27 protein-coding genes are annotated in these 26,122 nt (G+C 62.3%); 9 read left to right on the top strand and 18 right to left on the bottom strand.

Annotated features, from left to right (window positions below; translation table 11 throughout):
- Positions 1-1,524: an apolipoprotein N-acyltransferase gene (gene lnt / locus BM110_RS24675; protein ID WP_092248159.1), complete on the top strand. Its 1,524-nt coding sequence runs from the start codon at positions 1-3 to the stop codon at positions 1,522-1,524.
- A 62-nt stretch (positions 1,525-1,586) separates the two neighbouring features.
- On the opposite strand, the gene BM110_RS24670 is transcribed toward lnt, so the two are convergent.
- Both BM110_RS24670 and BM110_RS24665 read right to left on the bottom strand, forming a co-directional pair.
- Positions 1,587-2,348 carry a YdcF family protein gene (locus BM110_RS24670; protein ID WP_093514311.1) on the bottom strand — a complete coding sequence of 254 codons (762 nt, stop codon included), beginning with the start codon at positions 2,346-2,348 and terminating at the stop codon, positions 1,587-1,589.
- A gap of 98 nt (positions 2,349-2,446) precedes the next feature.
- Positions 2,447-2,764, bottom strand: a complete 318-nt coding sequence (locus tag BM110_RS24665; protein WP_092248154.1) for a hypothetical protein — start codon at positions 2,762-2,764, stop codon at positions 2,447-2,449.
- A gap of 261 nt (positions 2,765-3,025) precedes the next feature.
- Between BM110_RS24665 and leuS the strand changes: the two genes are divergently transcribed.
- From leuS to BM110_RS24640, 5 genes are all read left to right on the top strand, one after another.
- Entirely contained in the window at positions 3,026-5,632 is a 2,607-nt protein-coding gene (gene leuS / locus BM110_RS24660) for a leucine--tRNA ligase (RefSeq protein WP_093514310.1), read from the top strand.
- Between the two features lie 88 nt (positions 5,633-5,720).
- A complete protein-coding gene (lptE, locus tag BM110_RS24655) occupies positions 5,721-6,326 on the top strand; it encodes an LPS-assembly lipoprotein LptE (protein WP_092248148.1) in 606 nt (201 codons plus the stop codon).
- Between the two features lie 39 nt (positions 6,327-6,365).
- Positions 6,366-7,403 (top strand): DNA polymerase III subunit delta, encoded by a 1,038-nt coding sequence (gene holA / locus BM110_RS24650; protein WP_093514309.1) that lies wholly within the window; start codon positions 6,366-6,368, stop codon positions 7,401-7,403.
- An 83-nt stretch (positions 7,404-7,486) separates the two neighbouring features.
- Positions 7,487-7,651: an alternative ribosome rescue factor ArfA gene (gene arfA / locus BM110_RS24645; protein ID WP_003176285.1), complete on the top strand. Its 165-nt coding sequence runs from the start codon at positions 7,487-7,489 to the stop codon at positions 7,649-7,651.
- A gap of 61 nt (positions 7,652-7,712) precedes the next feature.
- Positions 7,713-9,038, top strand: coding sequence for a lytic murein transglycosylase (locus BM110_RS24640; protein ID WP_092248145.1), 1,326 nt, complete (start codon positions 7,713-7,715; stop codon positions 9,036-9,038).
- Between the two features lie 111 nt (positions 9,039-9,149).
- Here BM110_RS24640 and BM110_RS24635 read toward each other — a convergent pair whose 3' ends face one another.
- From BM110_RS24635 to BM110_RS24575, 13 genes are all read right to left on the bottom strand, one after another.
- Positions 9,150-10,070: a S66 peptidase family protein gene (locus BM110_RS24635; RefSeq protein WP_093514308.1), complete on the bottom strand. Its 921-nt coding sequence runs from the start codon at positions 10,068-10,070 to the stop codon at positions 9,150-9,152.
- 148 nt (positions 10,071-10,218) lie between these two features.
- The gene (lipA, locus tag BM110_RS24630; RefSeq protein WP_166794335.1) at positions 10,219-11,220 is read right to left on the bottom strand and encodes a lipoyl synthase; all 1,002 of its coding nucleotides are present in this window, start codon (positions 11,218-11,220) and stop codon (positions 10,219-10,221) included.
- A gap of 26 nt (positions 11,221-11,246) precedes the next feature.
- Entirely contained in the window at positions 11,247-11,894 is a 648-nt protein-coding gene (gene lipB / locus BM110_RS24625; RefSeq protein ID WP_093514307.1) for a lipoyl(octanoyl) transferase LipB, read from the bottom strand.
- Positions 11,894-12,175: a DUF493 domain-containing protein gene (locus BM110_RS24620; protein ID WP_071489894.1), complete on the bottom strand. Its 282-nt coding sequence runs from the start codon at positions 12,173-12,175 to the stop codon at positions 11,894-11,896. Before BM110_RS24620 ends, lipB begins: the two co-directional genes overlap by 1 nt.
- Before the next feature lie 84 nt (positions 12,176-12,259).
- The gene (locus tag BM110_RS24615; RefSeq protein ID WP_071489893.1) at positions 12,260-13,417 is read right to left on the bottom strand and encodes a D-alanyl-D-alanine carboxypeptidase family protein; all 1,158 of its coding nucleotides are present in this window, start codon (positions 13,415-13,417) and stop codon (positions 12,260-12,262) included.
- 179 nt (positions 13,418-13,596) lie between these two features.
- A complete protein-coding gene (locus BM110_RS24610; RefSeq protein ID WP_071489892.1) occupies positions 13,597-14,595 on the bottom strand; it encodes a septal ring lytic transglycosylase RlpA family protein in 999 nt (332 codons plus the stop codon).
- Positions 14,595-15,605, bottom strand: coding sequence for a lytic murein transglycosylase B (gene mltB, locus BM110_RS24605; protein ID WP_071489891.1), 1,011 nt, complete (start codon positions 15,603-15,605; stop codon positions 14,595-14,597). The genes BM110_RS24610 and mltB overlap by 1 nt, the downstream gene beginning before the upstream one ends.
- 17 nt (positions 15,606-15,622) lie before the next feature.
- Positions 15,623-16,726, bottom strand: a complete 1,104-nt coding sequence (gene rodA, locus BM110_RS24600) for a rod shape-determining protein RodA (protein ID WP_042570827.1) — start codon at positions 16,724-16,726, stop codon at positions 15,623-15,625.
- 31 nt (positions 16,727-16,757) lie between these two features.
- Positions 16,758-18,656, bottom strand: a complete 1,899-nt coding sequence (mrdA, locus tag BM110_RS24595) for a penicillin-binding protein 2 (RefSeq protein ID WP_071489890.1) — start codon at positions 18,654-18,656, stop codon at positions 16,758-16,760.
- Positions 18,657-18,671: 15 nt separating this feature from the next.
- Positions 18,672-19,139: a 23S rRNA (pseudouridine(1915)-N(3))-methyltransferase RlmH gene (gene rlmH / locus BM110_RS24590; protein WP_003176297.1), complete on the bottom strand. Its 468-nt coding sequence runs from the start codon at positions 19,137-19,139 to the stop codon at positions 18,672-18,674.
- A 9-nt stretch (positions 19,140-19,148) separates the two neighbouring features.
- On the bottom strand, positions 19,149-19,643 hold the full coding sequence (gene rsfS / locus BM110_RS24585) for a ribosome silencing factor (RefSeq protein WP_003176298.1): 495 nt from the start codon (positions 19,641-19,643) through the stop codon (positions 19,149-19,151).
- A 69-nt stretch (positions 19,644-19,712) separates the two neighbouring features.
- Positions 19,713-20,357 (bottom strand): nicotinate-nucleotide adenylyltransferase, encoded by a 645-nt coding sequence (gene nadD, locus BM110_RS24580; protein WP_071489888.1) that lies wholly within the window; start codon positions 20,355-20,357, stop codon positions 19,713-19,715.
- On the bottom strand, positions 20,357-21,622 hold the full coding sequence (locus tag BM110_RS24575) for a glutamate-5-semialdehyde dehydrogenase (RefSeq protein WP_092248139.1): 1,266 nt from the start codon (positions 21,620-21,622) through the stop codon (positions 20,357-20,359). The genes nadD and BM110_RS24575 overlap by 1 nt, the downstream gene beginning before the upstream one ends.
- A 174-nt stretch (positions 21,623-21,796) precedes the next feature.
- Between BM110_RS24575 and BM110_RS24570 the strand changes: the two genes are divergently transcribed.
- Positions 21,797-22,480, top strand: coding sequence for a DNA-3-methyladenine glycosylase (locus tag BM110_RS24570; RefSeq protein ID WP_093126020.1), 684 nt, complete (start codon positions 21,797-21,799; stop codon positions 22,478-22,480).
- Positions 22,481-22,496: 16 nt separating this feature from the next.
- Positions 22,497-23,813, top strand: coding sequence for a bifunctional DedA family/phosphatase PAP2 family protein (locus BM110_RS24565; protein WP_071489886.1), 1,317 nt, complete (start codon positions 22,497-22,499; stop codon positions 23,811-23,813).
- On the opposite strand, the gene BM110_RS24560 is transcribed toward BM110_RS24565, so the two are convergent.
- The 3 genes from BM110_RS24560 to BM110_RS24550 are packed head-to-tail and all read right to left on the bottom strand — an operon-like array spanning position 23,810 to position 25,488.
- Positions 23,810-24,400, bottom strand: a complete 591-nt coding sequence (locus BM110_RS24560) for an LON peptidase substrate-binding domain-containing protein (protein ID WP_058427778.1) — start codon at positions 24,398-24,400, stop codon at positions 23,810-23,812. The genes BM110_RS24565 and BM110_RS24560 overlap by 4 nt on opposite strands.
- A gap of 21 nt (positions 24,401-24,421) precedes the next feature.
- The gene (locus BM110_RS24555) at positions 24,422-25,138 is read right to left on the bottom strand and encodes an LrgB family protein (RefSeq protein WP_092248136.1); all 717 of its coding nucleotides are present in this window, start codon (positions 25,136-25,138) and stop codon (positions 24,422-24,424) included.
- Positions 25,135-25,488, bottom strand: a complete 354-nt coding sequence (locus BM110_RS24550) for a CidA/LrgA family protein (RefSeq protein ID WP_015886074.1) — start codon at positions 25,486-25,488, stop codon at positions 25,135-25,137. The genes BM110_RS24555 and BM110_RS24550 overlap by 4 nt, the downstream gene beginning before the upstream one ends.
- Before the next feature lie 163 nt (positions 25,489-25,651).
- Between BM110_RS24550 and BM110_RS24545 the strand changes: the two genes are divergently transcribed.
- Complete coding sequence (locus BM110_RS24545; protein WP_071489885.1) at positions 25,652-26,107, top strand: MaoC family dehydratase; 456 nt, start codon at positions 25,652-25,654, stop codon at positions 26,105-26,107.
- The last annotated feature ends 15 nt before the right edge of the window (positions 26,108-26,122 follow it).

Here is a 26,122-nt window from a genome sequence, read left to right as displayed (position 1 = left end):
ATGCAGCGCCTAACCCGCCCCGGCTGGCCCGGTAATTTGCTGGCCGTGGTGGCCGGCGCCATCACCACCCTGGCGCTGGCGCCGTTCGACCTGTGGCCTTTTGCGCTGGTGGCGGTCGGCCTGTTCTATGTCGGGCTGCGGGAACTGAGCCCACGCCAGGCCCTGGGCCGTGGCTGGTGTTTCGGCTTCGGCCTGTTCGGCGCCGGCACCAGCTGGATCTACTACAGCATCCACCACTTCGGCGGCGCTTCGGTGTTGCTGGCGGGGTTCCTGATGCTGCTGTTCACCGCTGCCATCGCCTGGTTCTTCGCCCTGCCCGCCTGGCTGTGGGCGCGCTGGTTGCGTCGCAACGAAGCGCCGCTGGCCGATGCCCTGACCTTCGCGGCGTTGTGGGTGGGCCAGGAAGCATTTCGCGGCTGGTTCCTCACCGGTTTCCCATGGTTGTATTCCGGGTACAGCCAACTCGATGGCCCGCTCACCGGCCTCGCGCCGCTGGGCGGGATGTGGCTGATCTCCTTTGCCCTGGCACTCACCGCCGCGCTGCTGTGCAACCTGCCGCGCCTGCTGGCCGGCAAGCGCAACGCCTTTATCGGTGCCGGCCTGGTATTGCTGGTAGCACCCTGGGCGATCGGCCTGGCACTCAAGCATCACGCCTGGACCAGTCCGTCCGGCGCGCCGCTGAGCGTGGCCGCCATCCAGGGCAACGTCGAACAGAGCATGAAGTGGGACCCGGAGCAGCTCAACGCGCAGCTGGCGCTGTATCGCGACATGAGCTTCAGCTCCAAGCGTGTCGACTTGCTGGTATGGCCGGAAACGGCGGTGCCGGTGCTCAAGGAGTCTGTCGAAGGCTACCTGGGCATGATGGGCAAGTTCGCCGCCGACCGGCACACCGCGCTGATCACCGGGGTACCGATTCGCCAGGAAGTGCACCACCAGAAGCGCTACTTCAATGGCATCACCGTGGTCGGCGAAGGCGACGGTACCTACCTCAAGCAGAAGCTGGTGCCGTTCGGTGAATACGTGCCGCTGCAGGACATGTTGCGTGGCCTGATTGCCTTTTTTGATCTACCGATGTCGGACTTCGCCCGCGGTCCCTCTGACCAGGCGATGCTGCAGGCCAAGGGTTATCAGATTGCGCCGTTCATTTGCTACGAAGTGGTGTACCCGGAATTCGCCGCCGGCCTGTCAGCCCAGAGCGATCTGCTGCTGACCATCAGCAACGACACCTGGTTCGGCCGCTCCATCGGCCCGTTGCAGCACCTGCAAATGGCGCAGATGCGTGCGCTGGAAGCCGGGCGCTGGATGATCCGCGCCACCAACAATGGCGTGACCGGCCTGATCAACCCGTTCGGGCAGATCACGGCGCAGATCCCGCAATTCGAACGCGGCATTCTCTACGGCGAAGTGGTGCCGATGCACAACCTCACGCCGTACCTGCAATGGCGTTCGTGGCCGTTGATCATCCTGTGCCTGGGGCTGTTCGGTTGGGCGCTGCTGGCGGGCCGCATGTCCAAAACCGTCTGACAGACAACCCATAACCAATGTGGGAGGGGGGGTTGCCCCCTCCCAGATGTTGATCTGCCGCGTTATCGATAGAACAACCGATAACCCAGCTGCCCCACCGCTTCGTTGATCAACTGCCCGCTGCGCCACACTGATACGAACTCAGGCATCCAGCCACCCAGTGGCCGGGCGTTATCCACGCCCAGGAAGCCCACCGGCGCAGGCACCACGGTGAAACCGGCCTTCTCGAAGCTCCACACCGAACGCGGCATGTGCCAGGCCTGGGTCACCACCACCACGCGCCTGATGCCTTCGGGCAAGAGAATTTCCGCGCTCATCTGCGCGTTTTCCCAGGTGGTTCGGCTGCGTTCTTCCTTCCAGCGCACTGTCACGCCGAAGTCATCCTGCATAGATACCGCCATCAGTTCCGCCTCGCTGGGCGGTGTGCCGTAATGCAGGCCGCCGGTAGTCAGCACCGGCAGCCCGGAGGCCTTGGCCAATCGTGCGGCATAGCGCTGGCGCTCCAGGCCGATACCCGTCGGCTGATCGGTGCCCCAGGCCGGGTCCCCGCGCTCCCGCCCGGAGCCCAACACCACGATCGCATCGGCGCGCTGCGCCAGCGTCGACCAGTCTTCCCGCGCCAACGGCGGCTCGGTTTCCAGGGTTCGCGCGCCCCACTCCACCATCACCGGCAGGCTGATCAGCCACATACCGCCAAACCCCAGCGCAAAGCAGCAACCCGCCAAGCGTGGCCGGCTGCGCCGAAACCACCAGGCAAGGGCCAGCAACAGCAAAAGAATGCCGGGCGGCAGGAGCAGTTGTTTGATGAAGTAACGAATAGGCATCGGGCATCTCCAAAGATGCCCGAAGCCTAAGGTGTAACGGGGTTTAGCGACAATCTTTACCGTGACATGACGCGAAGGTGTTGCTCTGGGGGAGTGAACTACTTGTAGCGTACGAAGCGGCGTTTTTCCGGGCCGCGACCGACCGACAAGTCCTTGAGCCACACCACCTTGGCAGAGTGCGTGGGCTCCTTGGGTGGCGGGGTTGCCACCAGAGGAGGCGCACCGCGCCCATTCCGTTCCAGAAAAGCCTTGATCAGTTCCAGCTCCGCGCGGGTCAAACCGCGCAGTTCCAACTCCACAGGCCGTTCATCACGCAATCGGCCCGCTGTCCTCGCTGCATCCAATGCACGACCCAATCGGTCGATCAGTCCTTCGTAGATTTCCGGTTTCGTTACGATTCGCTGCGATTCAACCATCCCCTCACCTCATTGAAGAAAGACTTGCTCCCCAATAAACAGCGTAGCCCCCGTGGCTGCGCCTGCCCGGCGCCACGACAGACGGCCCTGCCAGAGCAATCAGGGTTTCCCTCGATAGAGTGGGGTCATGTATGCTACGGCGCTTCCTGTAACTCCACTTCCCGCAGGGTTTGGGCACGGACGCGCCGCTTTTTGGTGTCGATCAACCTGAATGTTGCACCGAAGAGGATTAGGCCACCCCTATTCAGTTCAAAAGTAGCCATGCACGAACAATATCAGCCCCGTGAAATAGAAAATGCCGCCCAAACCTTCTGGGACGAGCAAAAGTCCTTTGAAGTCAGTGAACAGCCAGGCAAGGAGACTTACTACTGCCTATCGATGTTCCCTTACCCCAGCGGCAAGCTACACATGGGGCACGTGCGTAACTACACCATCGGCGACGTGATTTCCCGTTACCAGCGCATGCAAGGCAAGAACGTCCTGCAACCCATGGGTTGGGACGCCTTCGGCATGCCGGCGGAAAACGCCGCGATGAAAAACAACGTGGCCCCCGCCAAGTGGACCTACGAAAACATCGCCTACATGAAGACCCAGCTGCGCAGCCTGGGCCTGGCGGTGGACTGGTCCCGCGAAGTCACCACCTGCAAGCCGGATTACTACCGCTGGGAACAATGGCTGTTCACGCGCCTGTTCGAAAAAGGTGTGATCTACAAAAAAAGCGGCACCGTGAACTGGGACCCGATCGACCAGACCGTCCTTGCCAACGAGCAAGTGATCGACGGTCGCGGCTGGCGCTCCGGCGCGCTGATCGAAAAGCGCGAAATCCCGATGTACTACTTCAAGATCATCGCCTACGCGGATGAACTGTTGTCGAGCCTCGACGACCTGCCGGGCTGGCCGGAGCAGGTCAAGACCATGCAACGCAACTGGATCGGCAAATCCAAGGGCATGGAAGTGCAGTTCCCGTACAACATCGACTCGATCGGCGAAGCGGGCGCACTGAAAGTCTTCACCACCCGCCCGGACACCCTGATGGGCGCGACCTACGTCGCCGTGGCCGCCGAACACCCGCTGGCCACCCTGGCTGCACAGAACAACCCTGAGTTGCAGGCGTTCATCGCCGAATGCAAAGGCGGTAGCGTGGCCGAGGCCGACGTCGCCACCCAGGAGAAAAAAGGCCTGCCGACCGGCCTGTTCGTCGAGCACCCACTCACCGGTGAAAAGCTGCCGGTGTGGGTGGCCAACTACGTGCTGATGCACTACGGCGATGGCGCTGTCATGGCTGTGCCGGCTCACGACGAGCGCGATTTCGAATTCGCCACCAAGTACAGCCTGCCGATCAAGTCCGTGGTGCGTACCAGCTCGGGCGACACCAACCCGGCCCCGTGGCAGGACGCCTACGGCGAGCACGGTGAGCTGATCAATTCCGGCGAGTTTGATGGCCTGGACTTCCAGGGCGCCTTCGACGCCATTGAAGTCGCCCTGATCAAGAAAAACCTCGGTGCCTCGCGCACCCAGTTCCGCCTGCGCGACTGGGGTATCAGCCGCCAGCGCTACTGGGGCTGCCCGATCCCGATCATCCACTGCGAAAGCTGTGGCGACGTGCCAGTACCGGAAGATCAACTGCCAGTCGTCCTGCCGGAAGACGTGGTGCCGGACGGCGCCGGTTCGCCATTGGCGCGCATGCCCGAATTCTACGAATGCAGTTGCCCCAAATGCGGCGCGCCTGCCAAACGTGAAACCGACACCATGGACACCTTCGTGGAGTCCTCGTGGTATTACGCCCGCTACGCCTCGCCGCACTATGAAGGCGGCCTGGTAGAGAAATCCGCGGCCGACCACTGGTTGCCGGTTGACCAGTATATCGGCGGTATCGAACACGCCATCCTTCACCTGTTGTACGCGCGCTTCTTCCACAAGCTGATGCGTGACGAAGGCCTGGTGAGCTCCGATGAGCCGTTCAAGAACCTGCTGACCCAGGGCATGGTGGTCGCCGAGACCTACTATCGCCGTGAAGCCAATGGCGCCTACACCTGGTTCAACCCGGCAGACGTCGAGCTTGAGCGCGACAGCAAAGCCAAGGTCATCAGCGCCAAGCTGATCGCCGACGGCCTGCCGGTGGAAATCGGCGGCACCGAGAAGATGGCCAAGTCCAAGAACAATGGCGTTGACCCGCAGTCGATGATCGATCAGTTCGGCGCGGACACCTGCCGCCTGTTCATGATGTTCGCCTCGCCGCCTGACATGAGCGCCGAATGGTCCGACTCCGGCGTCGAAGGCTCGCACCGTTTCCTCAAGCGCGTCTGGCGCCTGGCGCACGCTCACATCAGCCAGGGCCTGCCGGGCAAACTGGACGTGGCCGCCTTGAGCGACGAGCAGAAACTCATTCGCCGCAGCACCCACCTGGCCATCAAGCAAGCCAGCCAGGACGTGGGCCAGAACCACAAGTTCAACACCGCCATCGCCCAGGTAATGACGCTGATGAATGTGCTGGAAAAAGCCCCACAAGTGACTGAGCAGGATCGCGCACTGGTACAGGAAGGCCTGGAAACGGTCACCCTGCTGCTGGCGCCGATCACGCCGCACATCAGCCACGACCTGTGGAACCGCCTGGGCCACAGCGACGCCGTCATCGATGCGCGCTGGCCGGTGCAGGATGACAGCGCCCTGGTACAGGACACGCTGCAACTGGTGATCCAGGTCAACGGTAAACTGCGTGGCCAGATCGACATGCCAGCCACCGCCAGCCGCGAAGACGTTGAAGCGGCCGCCCGCGTCAACGAAAACGTGCTGCGCTTTACCGAAGGCCTGACGATTCGCAAAGTGATCGTGGTGCCTGGCAAACTGGTCAATATCGTCGCGAGCTAATCGGATCGGGCGCAGGGCTTGGGCCCTGCGTCGAACAAAGCCTTCAGGGCCTCGATAAGGCCCACATGGTTTCAAGGGGAGCAACAAAATGATCAAACGCAATTTGCTGGTGATGGGCCTTGCCGTGCTGCTGAGCGCATGCGGCTTCCAGCTGCGCGGTACTGCCACCAATGACCTGACGATCAAGGAACTCGACGTCAGCGCCCGCAACGCCTACGGCGATACGGTGACGCAATTGCGTCAGGTGCTGGAAAACAGCGGCGTGCACGTCTACACCGGCGCGACGTACAAACTGTTCCTGGTGGACGAAAGAGAAACCCAGCGTAACCTGAGCTACGCCAGCGCCGGGCGTGCGTCCGACATCGAACTGAGCACTGCGCTCAACTTCGAAATCCAGGGCCGCGATCATCTGCCGCTGATGGGTGACAAGATTCAGGTGCAGAAAGTGGTCAGCCACGATGGCAACAACCTGGTGGGTTCGGACTCCGAAATCCAGCAGGTGCGCAAGGAAATGCGTCGCGAACTGGTACAGCGCATTGTGCTGCGCCTGTCGATGCTGACTCCGGAACAACTGGAGACCCTGCAGCAACAGGCTGACAACAAGGCCAAGGCCGAGGCCGACGCGCTGAAAGCTGCCAAAGAGTACGAAGACAACACACCGAAACAGTCGCCTGTTGAAGTCCCTGTCGAGTAAGCCGGACGGGGCGCCCCAAGCGCCCCGTTTACCCCGCCTATGAAACTCGCCCCTGCCCAACTCGCCAAACACCTGCAAGGTGGCCTTGCGCCTGTCTACATTGTCAGCGGTGATGATCCGCTGCTGTGTCAGGAAGCCGCCGACGCCATTCGCACGGCGGCACGCCAGCAAGGTTTCGACGAACGCCAGGTCTTCAGCGCCGACGCCAGCTTCGACTGGGGCACGCTGCTGCAGGCCGGTGCGAGCATGTCGCTGTTTGCCGAGAAGCGCCTGCTGGAACTGCGCCTGCCTTCGGGCAAGCCTGGCGACAAAGGCGCGGCCGCCCTGATGGAATACTGCTCGCGCCCCGCCGAAGACACCGTGCTGTTGATCAGCCTGCCCAAGCTTGATGGCAGCGCGCAGAAAACCAAGTGGGGCAAGGCCCTGGTGGAAGGGGCGCAGACCCAGTTCATCCAGATCTGGCCGGTGGACAGCAGCCAGTTGCCGCAATGGATTCGCCAGCGGCTGTCGCAGTCGGGACTGTCGGCGACCCAGGACGCAGTGGAGTTGATCGCCGCCCGGGTTGAAGGCAATTTGCTGGCCGCTGCCCAGGAGATCGAAAAGCTCAAGCTGATGGCCGAAGACGGGCAGATTACCGTCGAAACCGTCCAGGGCGCCGTGGCCGATAGCGCGCGCTTCGATGTGTTCGGGCTGGTGGATGCGATCCTCAACGGTGAACCCGCCCACGCTTTGCGTATGCTTGAAGGCCTGCGCGGCGAAGGCGTGGAACCGCCGGTGATTCTCTGGGCCCTGGCCCGGGAACTGCGGGTGCTGGCCAATATTGCCCTGCAATACAGCCAGGGTACGCCGCTGGACAAATGCTTCAGCCAGGCCAGGCCGCCGGTGTGGGACAAGCGCAAACCCTTGATGAGCAAAGCACTGCAGCGGCACTCGGCGCAACGCTGGGCGCAATTGCTGCTGGAAGCGCAACGCATCGACGCGCAGATCAAGGGCCAGGCGGCGGGTTCGCCGTGGATGAGCCTGAGCCGTTTATCATTGTTGATGGCCGGCCAGCGCCTGACATTACCGGCAGAATAGTCCTACCTCTCGAAGGGCTTTACAGCGGCGCAACATCGGCAGATGATTTGCACCGCTTCAACCACCCAACGAGAGTAACGACCATGAGCAAAAAGCCATCCAAGCATGGCCCCAACAAGGCCAAATCCATCATCGCCCAGCCACTGTTCCGTAGCCGTCAGGAACGCGCCGGCAAGGGCAAAGGCAGCTACCGCCGCGAAGCCTTCCAGTCTAATAGCTGGGAGGCTTCTTACTTTCTGGCTGCCTGAAGGCAAGCAGCCCTCTGGCATGATAAGGTCTGCACCTGATTTGCAATCCCTGGACCTGTGCATGCCCTCTAGTCTTTCCCGTCGTTGGCACTTTCGCCAGCTGATCGCTGCCTCCAGCCTCATCCTGCTCGTCGCCTGTGCGGAGAAACCCACCGCCGCCGACGCTCAACCGCTGCCCAAGCTCCAGACCGCCCCTGTGGTTGCGCCCGCTGTCGTGGCCCCGCTGGCTGTGGATAATCTTGATATCCAGCCGACCCAGACCTTCGCCGAATGGCAGGCGGCCTTTCGCGTGCAAGCCCTGCAGGCCGGCATCACCGCCACCGTGTTCGACAACGCATTCGCCAACGTCACACCCGACATGGCGGTGATCCGCGCCGACCGCAGCCAGCCGGAATTTTCCCGCCCGGTGTGGGAATACCTCGACGGCGCCCTGTCGCCCGTGCGCGTGCGCAACGGCCAGGCGTTGCTGGTCAAGTACGCCGACATCCTGCAAAGCATCGAACAACGTTATGGCGTCGACCGCCAGGCGCTGGTGTCGGTATGGGGCATGGAAAGTAACTTCGGCCAGTTCCAGGGCAACAACTCGGTGATCCGCTCCCTGGCGACCCTGGCCTACGAAGGCCGCCGCCCGGCATTTGCCCAGGCGCAATTGCTGGCGGCGCTGCAGATCATCCAGCACGGCGATATCCAGGCCGACCAGATGAAAGGTTCCTGGGCCGGCGCCATGGGCCAGACCCAATTTATCCCAACCACCTACAACACCCACGCCGTCGACTTCGATGGCGACGGTCGCCGCGATATCTGGAACAGCCCGTCAGACGCCCTCGCCTCCACCGCACACTACCTGCAGAGCTCCGGCTGGCAGAAAGGCCAACCGTGGGGTTTCGAAGTGAAACAACTGCCGGCGAACTTCGATTACGCCCTGGCCGATGGCGGCATCCGCAAGACGGTCGCAGATTGGCTGAAACTGGGTATCCAACTGCCGCCCGGCGCAAGCATGCCGCCCAACGTCGACCAACTCTCCGCTGCGCTGCTGTTGCCGGCCGGTTACCGTGGCCCGGCGTTCCTGGTGCTGGATAACTTCCGCGCGATCCTCAAGTACAACAACTCCTCGTCCTATGCACTGGCGGTTGGCTTGTTGTCGGAACGCTTTGGTGGCGGTGGAGTGATCCGTGGCGATTGGCCGAAGGATGAGCTGCCATTGAGCCGCTCACAGCGCATCGACTTGCAGACGGCCTTGAGTGCCAACGGCTATGACGCGGGCAACCCGGATGGGATTATCGGCGCCAATACGCGCAAGGCGATTCGTGCGGCGCAGCAGGCCTTGGGCTGGCCGGCGGATGGGTATCCGACGGTTAAACTATTGGAGTCGTTGCAGAATCGATAGAGCTGCCTTTGGCGGCTATCGCTATCGGGGGCAAGCCCCCTCCCACATTCCGACAGCATTCCATTGTGGGAGGGGGCTTGCCCCCGATGACGGACTGACAGACTAAAAAGCTCAGGCTTTGAACACCACATCCTGCTCCAACACCACCCGCTGCTCCCCCGCATCCAACCGCACCAATGCGCCCATCGGCAACGTCAGGTTCGGGTCGCAATGCCCACTGCGCCAACCGGACAACACCGGGATGCGCAATGGCTCGAAGGTCTGCTTGAGCAAGCGCTCCAGCGCAACCTGATCCACACCCGCCACGTCCCCTACCAGTACGCCGGCGACCTGCTCCAGCTTGCCCGCCAGGCGCAGGTGCGTCAGCAGGCGGTCGATACGGTAGATCGGCTCGTTGACGTCCTCGATCAACAGGATGATGCCATCTGCGTCGATCTCAAAGGGTGTGCCCATGACTGCCGCGATCATCGACAGATTGCCACCCAGCAAGCGCCCACAGGCAATGCCAGGCTCGATTGTGGTCAGCGGGTACGCCACGGGGTGCGTCAACTCGCTGCCAGCGCCCAACTGGCCGCGCAGCATGCTGAACAATGAATACTCGGTAGGTGGTTGCTTGTCGCCCAAGAGATCGGCGTTGAGCATCGGCCCATGGAAGGTCACGAAGCCGGCGTAACGGCTGATTGCCAGGTGCAGCGCGGTGATGTCGCTGTAACCCACGAAGGGTTTGGCATTGGCGCGTAGCAGGTCGAAGTCCAGCCTATCGAGCAGGCGCGGCGTGCCGTAGCCGCCACGCAGGCAGAAGATGGCGTCGATTTCAGGGTCGGCGAAAGCTGTGTGCAGGTCGTTGAGGCGAGTTTTATCGCTGCCGGCGAGGTAGCCGTCGCGTTCATAGACACCCGGGAAGATGCGCAGGTCGTAGCCGCGGGTGCGCATCCATTGGCCGGCTTTTTCAACGTCCAGGATGGCGGGGCCGGCGGGGGCGATCAGGGCGATGGTGCCTTCGCTACGGAGGGCAGGTACTGCAGCGGTCATCCACGACTCTCCTTGGCTAACGCGAAACAACTGTGGGAGGAGGCTTGTCCCCGATGGCGGTGTATCAGTATCAGAAGTGCTGACTGACAGTCCGCTATCGGGGGCAAGCCCCCTCCCACATTAACCTGCGGTGCCGCTCACAGCGCTATCAGGAAACCAGGCTTGCCTTGACCAGCTTGGCCTGCTCGTCCGCATGGTACGAAGAACGCACCAGCGGGCCGGACGCCACGTTCTTGAAGCCCATCTTGTAGCCTTCCTCGGCGAACCAGGCGAAGGTGTCCGGGTGCACGAAACGCTGCACCGGCAAGTGGCTGCGGGACGGTTGCAGGTACTGGCCGAGGGTCAGCATGTCGATGTCGTGTTCGCGCATGCGCTTCATGACTTCGATGACTTCTTCGTCGGTCTCGCCCAGGCCCAGCATCAAGCCGGACTTGGTCGGGATGTGCGGCATCATCTGCTTGAATTTCTGCAGCAGGGTCAGCGACCACTGGTAGTCCGAACCGGGGCGGGCAGCCTTGTACAGGCGCGGCACGGTTTCCAGGTTGTGGTTGAACACATCCGGCGGCTCGGCTGCGGTGATTTCCAGCGCCACGTCCATGCGACCGCGGTAGTCCGGCACCAGGGTTTCGAGCATCACGTTCGGCGACAGCTTGCGGATTTCGCGGATGCAGTCGGCAAAGTGCTGGGCACCGCCGTCACGCAGGTCGTCGCGGTCTACCGAGGTGATCACCACGTACTTGAGGCGCAGGTCGGCGATGGCGATGGCCAGGCTTTCCGGCTCGTTGACGTCCAGTGGCTTCGGACGGCCGTGGCCAACGTCGCAGAACGGGCAACGACGGGTGCAGATATCCCCCATGATCATGAAGGTGGCGGTGCCGCCGGAAAAGCACTCGCCCAGGTTCGGGCAGGAGGCCTCTTCGCAGACGCTGTGCAGCTTGTGTTTGCGCAGCAGCGCCTTGATACGGTCGACTTCCGGCGAAACCGGGATGCGCACGCGGATCCAGTCGGGTTTCTTCGGCAGTTCGGTGGTCGGAATGATCTTCACCGGGATGCGTGCAACCTTTTCGGCGCCGCGCAGCTTGACGCCGGCTTCCACCTTGGCACGCGGGGCCGGGGCTGGGCGTTCGGTAACGTCCACCGTCGGGATCATGGTTTGCACTGCATCAGTAGTCATAATCAGTCGATTCCGCCCGTAAGGGTCGTCTGCTCAGCATAGTCGAGGTGTTTGACGAGCTGCGCACGCAGCCGGGCACTTACCTCGGCAAATTTAATCGGTGTGGCGTGGTCGCTCAGTTGCGTCATCGCCAACCCGGCATAGCCACACGGGTTGATCCGCCGGAACGGTGCCAGGTCCATGTCCACGTTCAGGGCCAGGCCATGAAAGGAACAGCCGTGGCGAATCCGCAGCCCCAGGGAGGCGATCTTCGCGCCATCAACGTACACACCCGGCGCATCCGGCTTGGCCGCAGCAGTCACTCCGTAACTGGCCAGCAGCTCGATCAGGCAACCCTCCATGCGGCTGACCAGGTCGCGCACGCCAAACCCCAGCTTGCGCACATCCAGCAGCAAATAAGCCACGAGTTGGCCGGGCCCATGGTAAGTCACTTGGCCACCTCGGTCGACCTGCACCACCGGAATTTCCCCCGGCAGCAGCAGATGCTCGGCCTTGCCGGCCTGGCCCTGGGTGAACACGGGCGGGTGTTCCACCAGCCAGATCTCATCGGGGGCCGACGTGCCGCGCTCGTTAGTGAAGCGCTGCATGGCGTGCCAGACGGGCTCGTAGTCCATCCGGCCGAGCTCGCGAAAGCCCAGGACCTGTGACATCACAGCACCATGTGCACGAAGCCGGTGGCCCGCAGTTCGCTGTTGATGTTGTAGAGCTGGTCCTGATCCGTCGCAACGATGTGCAACTGGATCGTGGTGTATTTGCCGGTGGAGCTTTGACGCTCGTCCACGCGGTTGTCATTGATCGTCGCGTATTTGCGAACGATCGCGAGAATGGTGTCCTTACGGCCCACGCCGGTATCGCTGATCACCTTGACGGGATAATCCGTCACTGGGAATTCGATCTTGGGCGCCTTTACTTCTGCTTCTTTATCGGTCATGGCGTAACGGCCTCGTAAGCGTAAGCCGTGGCGACGGGCAAAGCCCCGCGTCGGATCAACACGGGGCCTTGCAGGTGCACACAATCAGTTGAACAGGCTGTAGAAGAATAGACGGATGCTATCCCACACGCGGCGGAAGATACCACCTTCGTCGACGGCGTCCAGGGCGATCAGGTCGGCGCTGTGCACCACCTTGTCGTCCAGCTTCACTTCGACTTTACCGATCACGTCGCCCTTGGCGATGGGCGCAACCAGTTGCGGGTTCATGGTCATGCTGGCAGCCAGCTTCTTCAGCTGGCCTTTAGGCATGGTCAGGGTCAGGTCTTCAGCCAGGCCGGCCTTGACTTGGGAGGTAGCACCCTTCCACACCGGCGCGGTCGCCAGCTCAGTACCCTTCTGGTAGAAGGTCTGGGTTTCGAAGAAACGGAAACCGTAGGTCAGCAGTTTCTGCGTCTCGGCCGCACGGGCCTGCTCGCTGTTGGTGCCGAAGACTACGGCGATCAGGCGTTGGCCGTCGCGCACAGCGGACGACACCATGCAGTAGCCGGCTTCTTCGGTGTGGCCGGTTTTCAGACCGTCGACGGTCTTGTCGCGCCACAGCAGCAGGTTGCGGTTAGGCTGCTTGATGTTGTTCCAGAAGAACTCCTTCTGGGAGTAGATCGCGTAGTGCACCGGGTCGACACGAATGATCGCGCGCGCCAGGATCGCCATGTCGTGCGCCGACGAGTAGTGCTCCGGGTTCGGCAGGCCGGTCGGGTTCATGAAGTGGCTGTTGGTCATGCCCAGGTCGGCCACGGTTTTGTTCATCATGTCGGCGAACGCGTCTTCGCTGCCGGCGATGTGCTCGGCCAGGGCGACGCTGGCGTCGTTACCGGACTGGATGATGATGCCGTGCAGCAGGTCGCTCACAGTCACCTGCGAACCCACTTTGATGAACATCCGCGAACCGCCGGTACGCCAGGCGTTTTCACTGACGGTAACCGGGTCGTTCTCGCCGATCTGGCCGCGACGGATTTCCAGGGTCGCGATGTAGGCGGTCATCAGTTTGGTCAGGCTGGCCGGTGGCAGGCGCTGGTCACCGTTGTTCTCGACCAGCACATTGCCGCTGGCGGCATCCATGAGGACCCAGGCCTTGGCAGCCAGTTGCGGGGAAGCCGGCACCATTTCAACCGCCCAGGCGGCTGGGGTGATGATCAGCGAAAGAAGCAGGCACGTGCGTTTGGCTAAGGTGGTGATGTTCATCCGTCTCTCGAAATTGCTTATGGAAACTTGCCCTCGCGGGCAAAACTTATTCAGACAGTCCGCTACCAGACTGTCACGTGTTCGGTTGCCCGCTCACCCCTTGCCCCCGGGTTTTTATTGTTCAACGAGCCAGCAACCACAGCCCTGCCCCGCGCACGGGCCAGAACCATCAATTCTGTTTATTCAGCGGTGACCACGCTGGGTTGCCCCAGGTTGGCCAGGCGCACGCTGTTCTGCACTTGCGCCACTTCGCTCGGCGAGCCGATCGGGCCCATGCGCACACGGTGCAATGTCTGCTGGTTACGCACGATGGAACTGATGAAGACCGGCGCGTTGACCATGCTGCTGAGCTTGGACCTTAACAGTTCTGCCGCATCCGGGTTGGCGAAAGCGCCCACCTGCAAGTATTGGCCGCCAGCCAGCGAAGCGCCCTGGGCAGCCTGCGGCACAGCCACGGTGTCCGGGGCGTGCTGCTGTGGCGGCGGTGTCCACTGCTCGACCTTGCCGGCCGATGCGGTGATTTGCGGTTGTGGTGTCTGCGGCTCGTTGAGCATCAACGGTGCCGGCTTGCCGCGCTGGGCCCAGTACTGCGCCGGATCGATGCCTTCGACCTTGACCCGCGCAGTGCCGGTTTCGGCGTAGCCGAGTTTCTTCGCGGCGGCGTAGGACAGGTCGATGATACGGTCCGAGTAAAACGGGCCACGGTCGTTGACGCGCAGGATCACCGTGCGGTTGTTGTCCAGGTTGGTCACCCGCACATAGCTCGGCAGCGGCAGGGTCTTGTGCGCCGCACTCATGCCATACAGGTCATACACTTCGCCGTTGGCAGTGTTCTGGCCATGGAACTTGGTGCCGTACCAGGAAGCCGTGCCCGATTGCACGTAGGTCTTGGAGTCCTGCAACGGGAAATAGGTCTTGCCCAGCACGGTGTACGGGTTGGCCTTGTAGGCACCGGTGTGCAGGGTGGGCGTGGCGTCCGGGATCTTCGACACATCGACATCCCACCACGGCGCGCCGTCTTTGTGCGCACGGTTGATGTCCAGGCCCGGCTGGGAACGAACTGCGGTGCCCCCGGACTTCTGCGCCGGACCGCGGCTGGTGGAGCAACTGACGACCAGCAGGGACAACGCGACGAACGCCACCAGCTTGAGCGGTTGATTGAACGGCGATGCCCGCATTACTTAGTGCCCCGTGCTTGGACCAGCATGTCTGACAGCTGATGCACGGCCATGGCGTACATCACACTGCGGTTATAACGCGTGATTGCGTAGAAATTCTTCAGGCCCATCCAGTATTCCGGGCCGTTTTCGCCCTCAAGGCGGAATGCCGTGACCGGCATATCGTCAGGCAGCGCATTCTGACTCGACCAGCCCAGCGCCCGCAACTCCCCGACCGTCTTGGCCGGCTCGATGCCCTGAGTCAGACCTTCATCGACGCGGTCCCCACTGACATCGGCGCGGATCACCACCGGCTCGCCGGCGACCCAGCCATGGCGCTTGAAGTAGCTGGCCACGCTGCCGACGGCGTCGTCGGGGTTGCTCCAGATATTGATATGCCCGTCGCCGTCGAAGTCCACTGCATAGGCGCGGAAGCTGCTCGGCATGAACTGCGGCAAGCCCATCGCACCGGCATAGGAACCCTTGAGGCTCAGCGGGTCGACCTGCTCTTCGCGGGCCAGCAGCAGGAACTCGCGCAGTTCCTTGCGGAAGAACTCGGCGCGGGGCGGATAATCGAAGCCCAGGGTCGACAAGGCGTCGATCACCCGATAGCTGCCGGTATTGCGCCCGTAGAAGGTTTCAATGCCAATGATCGCAACGATGACCTGGGCCGGCACGCCGTACTCCTGCTCGGCGCGAGCCAGCACGGCCTCGTGCTGGCGCCAGAAGTCCACACCACGGGCCACGCGGGCGTCGGTGAGGAACATCGGGCGATATTCCTTCCACTGCTTCACACGTTCGGCGGGGCGCGAGATGGCGTCGAGGATCGCCTGCTTTTTCTGCGCTTCGCGGAACACGCCCATCAGCTGTTCACCGGCGAAACCATAGTCGCGGGTCATCTCACCGACAAATTCGGCGACCTGGGGTGAACCATCATAGTCACCGGCCTGCGCCTCCTGCGTTGCGCCCAGCAGCCCAATCAGGCCCATCCAGGACGCGTGCCGAGTCGCCCAGCCGCGCATTACTTGCATTGACATCTTCACCTTATTCAAACCTGTGCGATCCATTTGCGATGCGTATGAATCGACATCAAAACCCCAAACGCTGACAGCAATGTCACCAGCGAAGTTCCGCCATAGCTAATGAATGGCAACGGCACCCCAACCACCGGCAACAGGCCACTGACCATACCGATGTTGACGAAAACGTAAACAAAAAAAGTCATGGTCAGGGCGCCGGCGAGCAATTTGCCGAACAGCGTCTGCGCCTGCGCGGTGATCACCAGGCCGCGACCAATCAACAGCAGATAGATCAGCAACAGCGCGCAAATGCCCACCAGGCCGAACTCTTCGCCCATCACCGCAATAATGAAGTCGGTGTGGCTCTCGGGCAAAAAGTCCAGGTGCGACTGGGTGCCCAGTAACCAACCCTTACCAAATACCCCGCCGGAGCCGATGGCGGCCTTCGACTGGATGATGTTCCAGCCGGTACCCAGCGGATCGCTTTCCGGGTCGAGGAACGTAAGGATCCGCTGCTTCTGGTAGTCGTGCATAAAGAAGAACCACATGGCCACGGCCACCGGCACGGCAGCGGCAAGCACGCTGAGGATCCAGCGCCAGCGCAAGCCGCCCATGAACAGCACGAACGCGCCACCCGCCAGGATCAGCAGCGAGGTGCCGAGGTCGGGCTGGCGCACGATCAGGATGAACGGCACGCCAATCAGGATCAGGCTGATCCCCACGTGCTTGAGCTGCGGCGGCAAGGTGCGCTTGGACAGGTACCAGGCAATGGTCGCGGGCATCAGGATTTTCATGAATTCCGACGGCTGGAATCGAATTACCCCCGGAATGTTGATCCAGCGGGTGGCACCCATGGCGTTGTGGCCCATCACGTCGACCACCACCAGCAACAACACCCCGGCGACGTAGCCCAGCGGCACCCAGCGCGCCATGAAACGTGGCTCGAGCTGGGCGATCACCACCATCGACAACAAGCCCAGGCCGAACGACGACGCCTGCTTGATCAGCAGGTCCCAGTTCTTGCCGCTGGCCGAATACAGCACGAACAGGCTGCCGGCCGCCAGGGTCAGCAGCAGGATCAGCAGCGGGCCATCAATGTGCATGCGTTGCAGCAACGTCGCACGGCGACGCATCACATCCTCACTGGAGAGGATGCGGTCAAAATTACTCTTCACGGGCCGTAACCTCGGTGCTTGAAGGGGGGCCGCCATATTCGGGCTTGAGCCTGCCGTCGTCGGCCAGCAGCCAGGCGTCCATCACCTGGCGCACCACGGGCGCCGCGACGCCGGAGCCGGACTCGCCGTTCTCGACCATCACCGCGACCACGATCTTCGGATCGTCCGCCGGGGCAAAGCCGACAAACAAGGCGTGGTCGCGGTGGCGTTCCTGAACCTTGGAGCGGTCGTATTTTTCGCCCTGCTTGATCGCCACCACCTGGGCGGTACCGCTCTTGCCGGCAATGCGGTACTGCGCACCAATGGCCGCCTTGCGTGCGGTGCCGCGTGCACCGTGCATCACTTGCTGCATGCCATGGTTGACCTTGGTCCAGTCGGACGGATCGCGCAGCACGATGTTCGGGATCGGGTTTTCATCCAGGGGCTTCTCGCCCTCGATGGTCTTGGCCAGGTGCGGACGGTTCCAGATGCCTTTGTTGGCGACCAACGCCGTGGCCTGGGCCAGTTGCAGCGGCGTGGCCTGCATGTAGCCCTGGCCGATACCGAGGATCAGGGTTTCGCCCGGGAACCACGCCTGGCGGCGGGTTGCGCGCTTCCACTCCCGCGACGGCATCAGGCCGGGGGACTCTTCGAACATGTCCAGGGAGACTTTCTGGCCGAGACCGAACTTGCCCATGTAGGCAGACAGGCGATCGATCCCGAGCTTATGGGCCAGGTCGTAAAAATAGGTGTCGTTGGAGCGCATGATTGCGGTGTCCAGGTCGACAAAGCCGTCGCCGGTGCGGTTCCAGTTACGGTATTTGTGATCGTAGTTGGGCAGCATGTAGTAGCCCGGGTCGAACACGCGGCTGGAAGCGGTAACCACACCCGCGTCCAGGCCGGCAATCGCCACCGCCGGCTTGATGGTCGAACCCGGCGGGTACAGGCCGCGCAGCACGCGGTTGAACAGCGGACGATCAATGGAATCGCGCAACTCGGCGTAGGCCTTGAAGCTGATCCCGGTCACAAACAGGTTGGGGTCGAAACTCGGCTGGCTGACCATCGCCAGGACTTCACCGGTAGCCGGGTCCAGGGCAACCACCGCGCCGCGACGCCCGCCCAGGGCCATCTCCGCCGCTTCCTGCAACTTGATGTCCAGGCTCAGTACGATGTCCTTGCCCGGCACCGGGTCGGTGCGCTTGAGCACCCGCAGCACGCGGCCACGGGCGTTGGTCTCGACTTCCTCGTAACCCACCTGGCCGTGCAGCTCGGGCTCATAAAAACGCTCGATGCCGGTCTTGCCGATATGGTGGGTGCCGCTGTAATTCACCGGATCGAGGGTTTTCAGCTCTTTCTCGTTGATCCGCCCCATATAGCCGACGGAGTGAGCAAAGTGCGGCCCCTGCGGGTAATGCCGCACCAACTGCGCCACCACTTCCACACCCGGCAGGCGGAACTGGTTCACCGCGATCCGCGCGATCTGCTCTTCGGTCAGCTCGAACAGGATCGGCACCGGCTCGAAAGGCCGGCGCCCCTGCTTCATGCGTTTCTCGAAGATCACCCGGTCTTCCGGCGTCAGTTGCAGCACCTCGACGATCACATCGAGGATCTGCTGCCAGTCGCCAGAGCGCTCGCGGGTCATGCTCAGGCTGAAGCTGGGCCGGTTGTCCGCCACCACCACGCCATTACGGTCGAAAATCAGCCCACGGGTCGGCGGGATCGGCTGCACATGCACCCGGTTGTTTTCCGACAGCGTGGAGTGATAGTCGTACTGGATCACCTGCAGGAAATACAGACGGGCGATCAGTACGCCCAACAACGCCACCACCATGATCGCGCCAAACACCACGCGTGCGCGTACGAGACGTGCGTCTTTCTCGTGGTCCTTGATGCGGATCGGTTGGGTCATCGGGAGGGGCGCAGATTATTTGTGGTAAGGGTGCCCGGACAGGACTGTCCAGGCGCGATACAGCTGTTCACCGATCAGGATCCTTACCAACGGGTGCGGCAGCGTCAGCGCCGACAGCGACCAGCGCTGGTCCGCCCGCGCACAGACTTCCGGCGCCAGCCCTTCGGGACCGCCGACCATGAAGTTGACCGTACGCGAGTCCAGGCGCCAGCGATCCAGTTCCACCGCCAGCTGCTCGGTGCTCCAGGGCTTGCCGTGCACTTCGAGGGTGACGATGCGCTCGTTGGGGCCGACCTTGGCCAGCATGGCTTCGCCTTCCTGACGGATAAAGCGCGCCACGTCGGCATTCTTGCCCCGGGTATTGAGCGGTATCTCTACCAGTTCCAGCGACAGCTCGGCGGGCAGACGCTTGGCATACTCGTGCCAGCCTTCTTCCACCCACTTGGGCATGCGTGAACCGACAGCAATCAGACGCAGGCGCACAGCCGTTCCTTATTCCTGGTCTTTGTTCAGCTTGTCGAAGTGCGCGTGGCCCACTTCCGGGCTGTGGTGCTTGCCATCGGCGGCACGGCTCTGCTCGGCGCCTTTCCACAGACGCTCCAGGTCGTAGAACTGGCGAGCGTTGGAGGTCATCATGTGAACGATCACATCGTCCATGTCCAGCAGCACCCAGTCGCTGTCGCCCTTGCCTTCTTCACCCAGCGGCTTCACGCCTTGGGCTTTGACGGCTTCGCGGACCTTGTCGAGCATCGCGCCGATCTGGCGGTTCGAGGTACCGGTGGCGATGATCATGAAGTCGGTGATGCTCTGCTTGTCGCGCACGTCCAGCACCTGGATATCCTGGGCCTTGACGTCCTCCAGGGCAGCCACGGCGACCTTTACCAGCTCTTCGCCGGCCAGTTCCGGGCCTACGTGGGCTTCAACCGGCAGCGGCGCGCTTTTGAAAGTGCCTTTGCGCTTAACTTTGCTTACGTCTTTGTTCGTCATATAAAACTCGTTTTGCTCGTATGTTCGGGCGCCTGCCGTACGATTTTTCGTGCGTTCAAGCGCGCCTTTTCAGTTCGACGCACGGTAAAGCCCGTGCGCATCGATGTAGGCCAGGACCGCGTCAGGCACCAGGAAACGTACCGACTTCCCGCTGGCCAGCAGTTGACGGATCTGGGTGGCGGACACCGCAAGCGGGGTCTGCCAGACGAATGCAATATTCCCGTTCGGCCCGGTCAGGGCCAAGGGGTCACTTACCGACCGCGCGGCCAGCAGGTTGCGCAAGGCATCCGGCGGTTCGCTGTCGGCATCCGGGCGTTGCAGAACCAGGATGTGACAATGCTGGAGGAGTTCCTCCCAGCGATGCCAAGAGGGCAGGCCGCAAAAAGCGTCCCAGCCCAGAAGCAAAAACAACTGGTCATCCGCGGCCAACTCGGCGCGCATCAGCTCCAGGGTGTCAACAGTGTAGGACGGTTTATCGCGCTTGAGCTCGCGGTCGTCCACCACCAGCGGCGTTATGCCTTCCACCGCCAGGCGCACCATTTCCAGGCGTTGCTGCGGCGATACCTGCGGCGTATCGCGATGGGGCGGCCGCGCATTGGGCATCACGCGCAGCTCGTCCAGCGCGAGGGCATCCGCAACTTCCAGGGCACTGCGCAAATGGCCGATGTGCACGGGGTCGAAGGTACCGCCGAGCAGCCCGATGCGTTTACCCATCAAGTGCGCACATGACCGTCGCCGAACACCACGTACTTCTCGCTGGTCAGGCCTTCCAGCCCGACCGGGCCACGGGCGTGGAGCTTGTCGGTGGAAATCCCGATCTCTGCGCCCAGGCCGTATTCGAAGCCGTCGGCAAAGCGTGTCGAAGCGTTGATCATCACCGAGGCGGAATCCACTTCGTTGAGGAAGCGCCGGGCATCGCTGAAATGCTCGGAGACAATGGCGTCGGTGTGCTTGGAGCCGTAGGTGTTGATGTGTTCGATGGCTTCGTCGAGGTCATCGACGATCTTGATCGACAGGATCGGCGCGGTGTATTCGGTGTACCAGTCCAGCTCGGTCGCCTCGATCACGTCCGCACCCAGCAGCGCACGGGTGCGCTCGCAACCGCGCAGTTCAACGCCCTTGTCGCGGTAGATGGCAGCCAGCGGCGGTAGCACGCGCTCGGCAATGCCGACGTGCACCAGCAGGGTTTCCATGGTGTTGCACGGGGCATAGCGGTGAGTCTTGGCGTTGTCGGCGATGCGGATCGCCTTGTCGATGTCGGCGGCGATGTCGATGTACACGTGGCACACGCCGTCCAGGTGCTTGATCACTGGCACCTTGGCATCGCGGCTGACGCGCTCGATCAGGCTCTTGCCGCCACGCGGCACGATCACGTCGACGAATTCCGGCATGGTGATCAGCGCACCCACGGCGGCGCGGTCGGTGGTTTCCACCACTTGCACCACTTCGGCGGGCAACTCGGCCACGGCCAGGCCCTGCTGGATGCAGGCCGCGATGGCACGGTTGGAATTGATCGCCTCGGAACCGCCGCGCAGGATGGTGGCGTTGCCAGACTTCAGGCACAGGCTCGCGGCGTCGATGGTCACGTTCGGACGCGACTCGTAAATGATACCGATCACGCCCAGGGGCACGCGCATCTTGCCGACCTGAATGCCGGACGGCAGGTAACGCATGTCGCGAATTTCACCGATGGGGTCAGGCAGCTTGGCCACCTGACGCAGGCCTTCGATCATGTCGTCGATACGTGCCGGAGTCAGTGCCAGGCGGTCCAGCAGGGCCGGCTCCAGGCCACTGGCGCGGCCGTTGGCCAGGTCTTGCTCGTTGGCGGCGCTGAGCTCGGAGCGCGAAGCATCCAGGGCATCGGCGGCGGCCAGCAGGGCACGGTTCTTCTGCGCAGTGCTCGCACGGGCGATCAACCGCGAGGCCTGACGGGCAGCGCGACCCAGGCGGGTCATGTAGTCAAGAACGGACTCAGTCATGGTCAGGGAGTCTTGGCAGGGAGGAAAGCGGCAGATTATAGCTGTGACGCCGCCCGACTGACAGCGGTGAGGGGCGGATGGTCGAAATGAACTGTAAAAACCTGGGGTTCAGCGGTAATTAAGGTGGGAGTTGTTATGATTCCGTCACATTTAGCCGTATTTACCCTGACCGCCATGCCCAGTTCATCGCCGCAACTCCCCGCCAGCGCCCTGCCCGACTGCTTCTTCGACCGTGACGCGCAACTGCTTGCGCAGGAATTGCTCGGCAAAGTCATCCGCCATCGCGTCGGTGAAACCTGGCTTTCGGCGCGGATTATTGAAACCGAAGCCTATTACGTGGCGGAAAAAGGCAGTCACGCCTCATTGGGCTACACAGAAAAGCGTAAGGCTTTGTTTCTGGATGGCGGGCATATCTACATGTACTACGCCCGGGGTGGCGATTCGCTGAACTTCAGCGCCCATGGACCAGGCAATGCCGTGTTGATCAAATCGGCCTATCCATGGGTCGATGACGTATCAGGCCCGGCCAGCCTGGCACAGATGTTGTTGAACAACCCGACCCCCGACGGCAGTCCCCGCGCCTCGCAAAAACTGTGCGCCGGCCAGACCCTGCTGTGTAAGGCCTTGGGTCTGAAGGTGCCGATGTGGGATGCCAAGCGCTTCGATCAGGAACGGCTCTACGTGGAAGATGTGGGGCAGACCCCGACCCAGATCATCCAGACCACCCGCCTGGGGATTCCCAGCGGGCGTGATGAACACCTGATGTACCGCTTCGTCGATGCTGGCTACGCGCCTTATTGCACGCGGAACCCGCTGCGCAGGGGCCAGGTCGAAGGCCGCGATTATTTTTTGATTTGAGCATGGAGTGGATTGTATGGGCCAATGGCTCGATAGCATTACCGGCTGGTTGACCCTGAACCCCGAATGGCTGGCGGTCGCGGTGTTTATCGTCGCCTGCGTGGAGTGCCTGGCCATCGCCGGGCTGATCGTGCCGGGCACGGTATTGTTGTTTGCCATTGCCGCCCTCGCCGGCAGCGGTGCGCTGTCACTGAGCGAGACCCTGCTGCTGGGCTTCCTCGGCGGATTGTTGGGTGACGGGGTTTCCTACTACTTGGGGCGACATTTCCACCAGAACATCCGGCGCTTGCCCGGCTTGCGTCATCACCCGGAATGGATGAACGGCGCCGAAACCTACTTCCACAAGTACGGCATTGCCAGCCTGCTGGTCGGGCGCTTCATCGGCCCGCTGCGGCCCATGCTGCCGATGGTGGCCGGGATGTGCGACATGCCCTTCCCGCGTTTTGCGATTGTCAGCCTCGTGGCGGCGGCGGGCTGGTCGGTGGCGTACCTGCTGCCAGGCTGGGCGACCGGCGCCGCGTTCCGCCTGCCATTGCCGGAGGGTTTCTGGCCTGAAGCGGGAGTGGTAGCAGCCTGTATCGCGGTGGTGGTGGGCCTGAGCCTGAACAGCAGCCTGCGTGGCCATCGTCGCGCTACCCTTTGGATCGGTTGCGCCAGCCTGACGATGTTGATCGCCTTGTTTATCGGCTACCCCCACCTCAATGACTTTGACCAGGGCCTGAGCGCCCTGGTACAGGAGCACCGCAGCCCCTGGCTGGACGAAGTGATGGTGCGCATCACCCAACTGGGCGAATTCAAGAAGATGTTCGTCGCCAGCGCCGTGTTTACCGGCTTGCTGCTAGTGGCTCGGCAATGGCGCCATGCGGTGTTTGTCGGCGCGACCCTCGCCGGTGCGGCGGTGATCAACACCGGAACCAAGTTGTTTTTCGCCCGTGGCCGCCCGGAAATCCTCACAGACCCACTGACCAGTTTCAGTATGCCCAGCGGCCATGCATCCGGCGCGTTTGCGTTTTTCCTGGCCCTCGCGGTCCTGGCCGGGCGCGGGCAACCCATCCGGCTACGCCTGACCTGGATGCTGCTGGGCTGCATTCCCGCCGCCTTTATCGCATTGTCGCGGGTCTACCTGGGCGCGCATTGGCCCACAGACATCCTGGCCGGCACGCTGCTGGCGATGACGGTATGTGCGTTCAGCCTGGGGGTCAGCCAGTACCGCAGCCCGCTGCCGGCGATGCCGCAAAAAGCCTGGTGGCTGTTGCTGCCAGCATTGGTGGCGGTGCTCAGCTTTATCGCCCTCACCGGCACGCCCCACGCCCTGCTGCGTTATGCCTATTAAGTGAACAACTCGCCCTGCAACTCATCGAGCAGCATCTGGATCGCATCCAGGCGCTGCTGCGGGTCGTCGAGTTGCAGCAGGTCGATCTTGTCGGCCTCGGTGAATGGCAGCAGATACGCCAGTTGATTGCCCAAGGCTTGCTGCCCGTCGGCGTGGGCGTCCATGTCCAGCGAGGCCACCATCGGATGCTCGGCCAACGCCTGGAGCAATGCCAGCAGGTCGGCGTCCTCTTCTTCCAGCGGTTGATCCGGCAGTTCTTCGAGCCACTGCACATCAGCCACCAGCAGTTGGTCTTTCTGCACGCCCGCGTCACGCACCCGGAACCGGCGACCGCCTTCGACACGAATCCCCAGCAGGCCATTGTCCTGCTGCTTGAAGTCGCGGATCAGCGCTTCACAGCCGATCAGCGCGTAGCCGTCCGGGGCCAGGCCCACTTCCTTGCCGTCGAGGATGCACACCACGCCGAAGCTTTCGCCCTTTTTCATGCAGCGGGCGACCATGTCCAGATAGCGCGCCTCGAACAATTGCAGGTCGAGGGTGCAGCCTGGGAATAGCACGGTATTGAGTGGGAACAGCGCCAGACTCATAAAGGTTTCCTTAAACCCGGTTTAAACGATCACCGACACAGCCAGCGGCAGGAACACTGCCGTGGCCACGCCCATCAGACTCATGGCCAGCGCCGCAAAGGCGCCGCACTCTTCGCTTTCCTGCAACGCCACTGAGGTGCCGACCGCGTGGGCGGTCATGCCCAGGGCCATGCCCCGCGCCTCAGGGCTGTGCACGCCCAGGCGCGACAGGTATGCCGGGCCGATCATCGCGCCGATCACCCCGGTGATCAGCACAAACACCGCCGCCAATGCCGCCACACCGCCAATCTGCTCGGCCACCAGCATGGCGATCGGCGAGGTCACCGACTTGGGCGCCATGGTCATCAACATCCTGTGTTCGGCGCCAAACCACCAGCCCAGCAGTACACACAGGCCGGTGGCCAACACTCCGCCTATCACCAGCGTAGTAAAAATCGGCCAGAACAATTGGCGAATGCGCCGCAGGTTCAAGTAGAGCGGCACCGCCAGGGCCACCGTCGCCGGGCCCAGCAGGATGCCCATGATCTCGGTGCTCTTGCGGTACTCGGCGTAGCTCAGGCCACAGCTGATCAGTACGCCGATCACCAGCAGCATGGAAACCAGTACAGGCTGCAGGAAGATCCAGCGAGTTTTCTCGAAACCGGCCAGTACCAGTTGATAGGCACCCAGGGTGATGCCGATGCCGAACAACGGGTGATGGATCACCGCCGCCCAGGCGCCCTGCCAGTCGAAGGTCATTGATCCTTCTCCTTGCGCTTGACCATCTGCTGCATCAACACGCCGACAAAGCCCATGGCAATCACCAGTGACAACACCAGCGCACCGACAATGGCCCAGAAGTCCGCGGCGATGTCCTTGGCATACACCATCACGCCTACCGCCGGCGGCACCAGCAGCAACGGCAGGTACCGTAACAGGCTGCTGGCGGCCAGGCTCAATGGCTCGCCGACTTCGCCACGCCAGACCAGGAAACCCAGCATCAGCAGCAGCCCGATGATCGGCCCCGGCAGTACCGGCAACAGCAAATGATTGATCGCGGTGCCGATCAATTGAAACAGCACCAGCCAGGTCAGGCCCCGTAACAGCATCCGTTCTTCCCCCTCGAAACTCGCCCGCATTATAAGCATGCCCGCCCTATGCACCGGCATTCGCCAAAAGCATGGTGGGTTGACCGGGCCGATTGGCCATGATGATCTACATTGGTTCTCTGTAATCGATAAAAACAGCACCGATGAACCAAGGAGAGACGCAATGCCCCATGTACCCGTAGCGCAGCTCAAAGACTATGTCGGCAAGGAACTGGGACGTTCCGAATGGCTCACCATCGACCAGGCACGCATCAACCTGTTCGCCGAGGCCACGGGCGATCATCAGTTCATCCACGTCGACCCGGTCAAGGCCGCGCAAACGCCATTCGGCAGCACCATCGCCCACGGCTTCCTGTCGTTGTCGCTGATTCCCAAGCTGATCGAAGACATCCTGATCATGCCCGAAGGCCTAAAGATGGCAGTCAATTATGGTTTGGACAGCGTGCGCTTCATCCAGCCGGTGAAGGTCAACTCCAACGTGCGCCTGGCGGTCACCCTCACCGACGTGTCCGAGAAAAAGCCCGGCCAGTGGTTGCTCAAGGCAACCTGCACCCTGGAAATCGAAGGCCAGGAAAAACCGGCTTACATTGCCGAGTCGTTGTCACTCTGCTTTGTATAAGGCCGTGCCTGTGGT

It is taken from the genome of Pseudomonas sp. NFPP28 (genome assembly GCF_900115535.1).
Classification (GTDB): Bacteria; Pseudomonadota; Gammaproteobacteria; order Pseudomonadales; family Pseudomonadaceae; genus Aquipseudomonas; species Aquipseudomonas extremorientalis.
The sequence above is the reverse complement of the archived record's forward strand: the minus strand, read 5'-3'. Positions and strand labels throughout refer to the sequence as shown.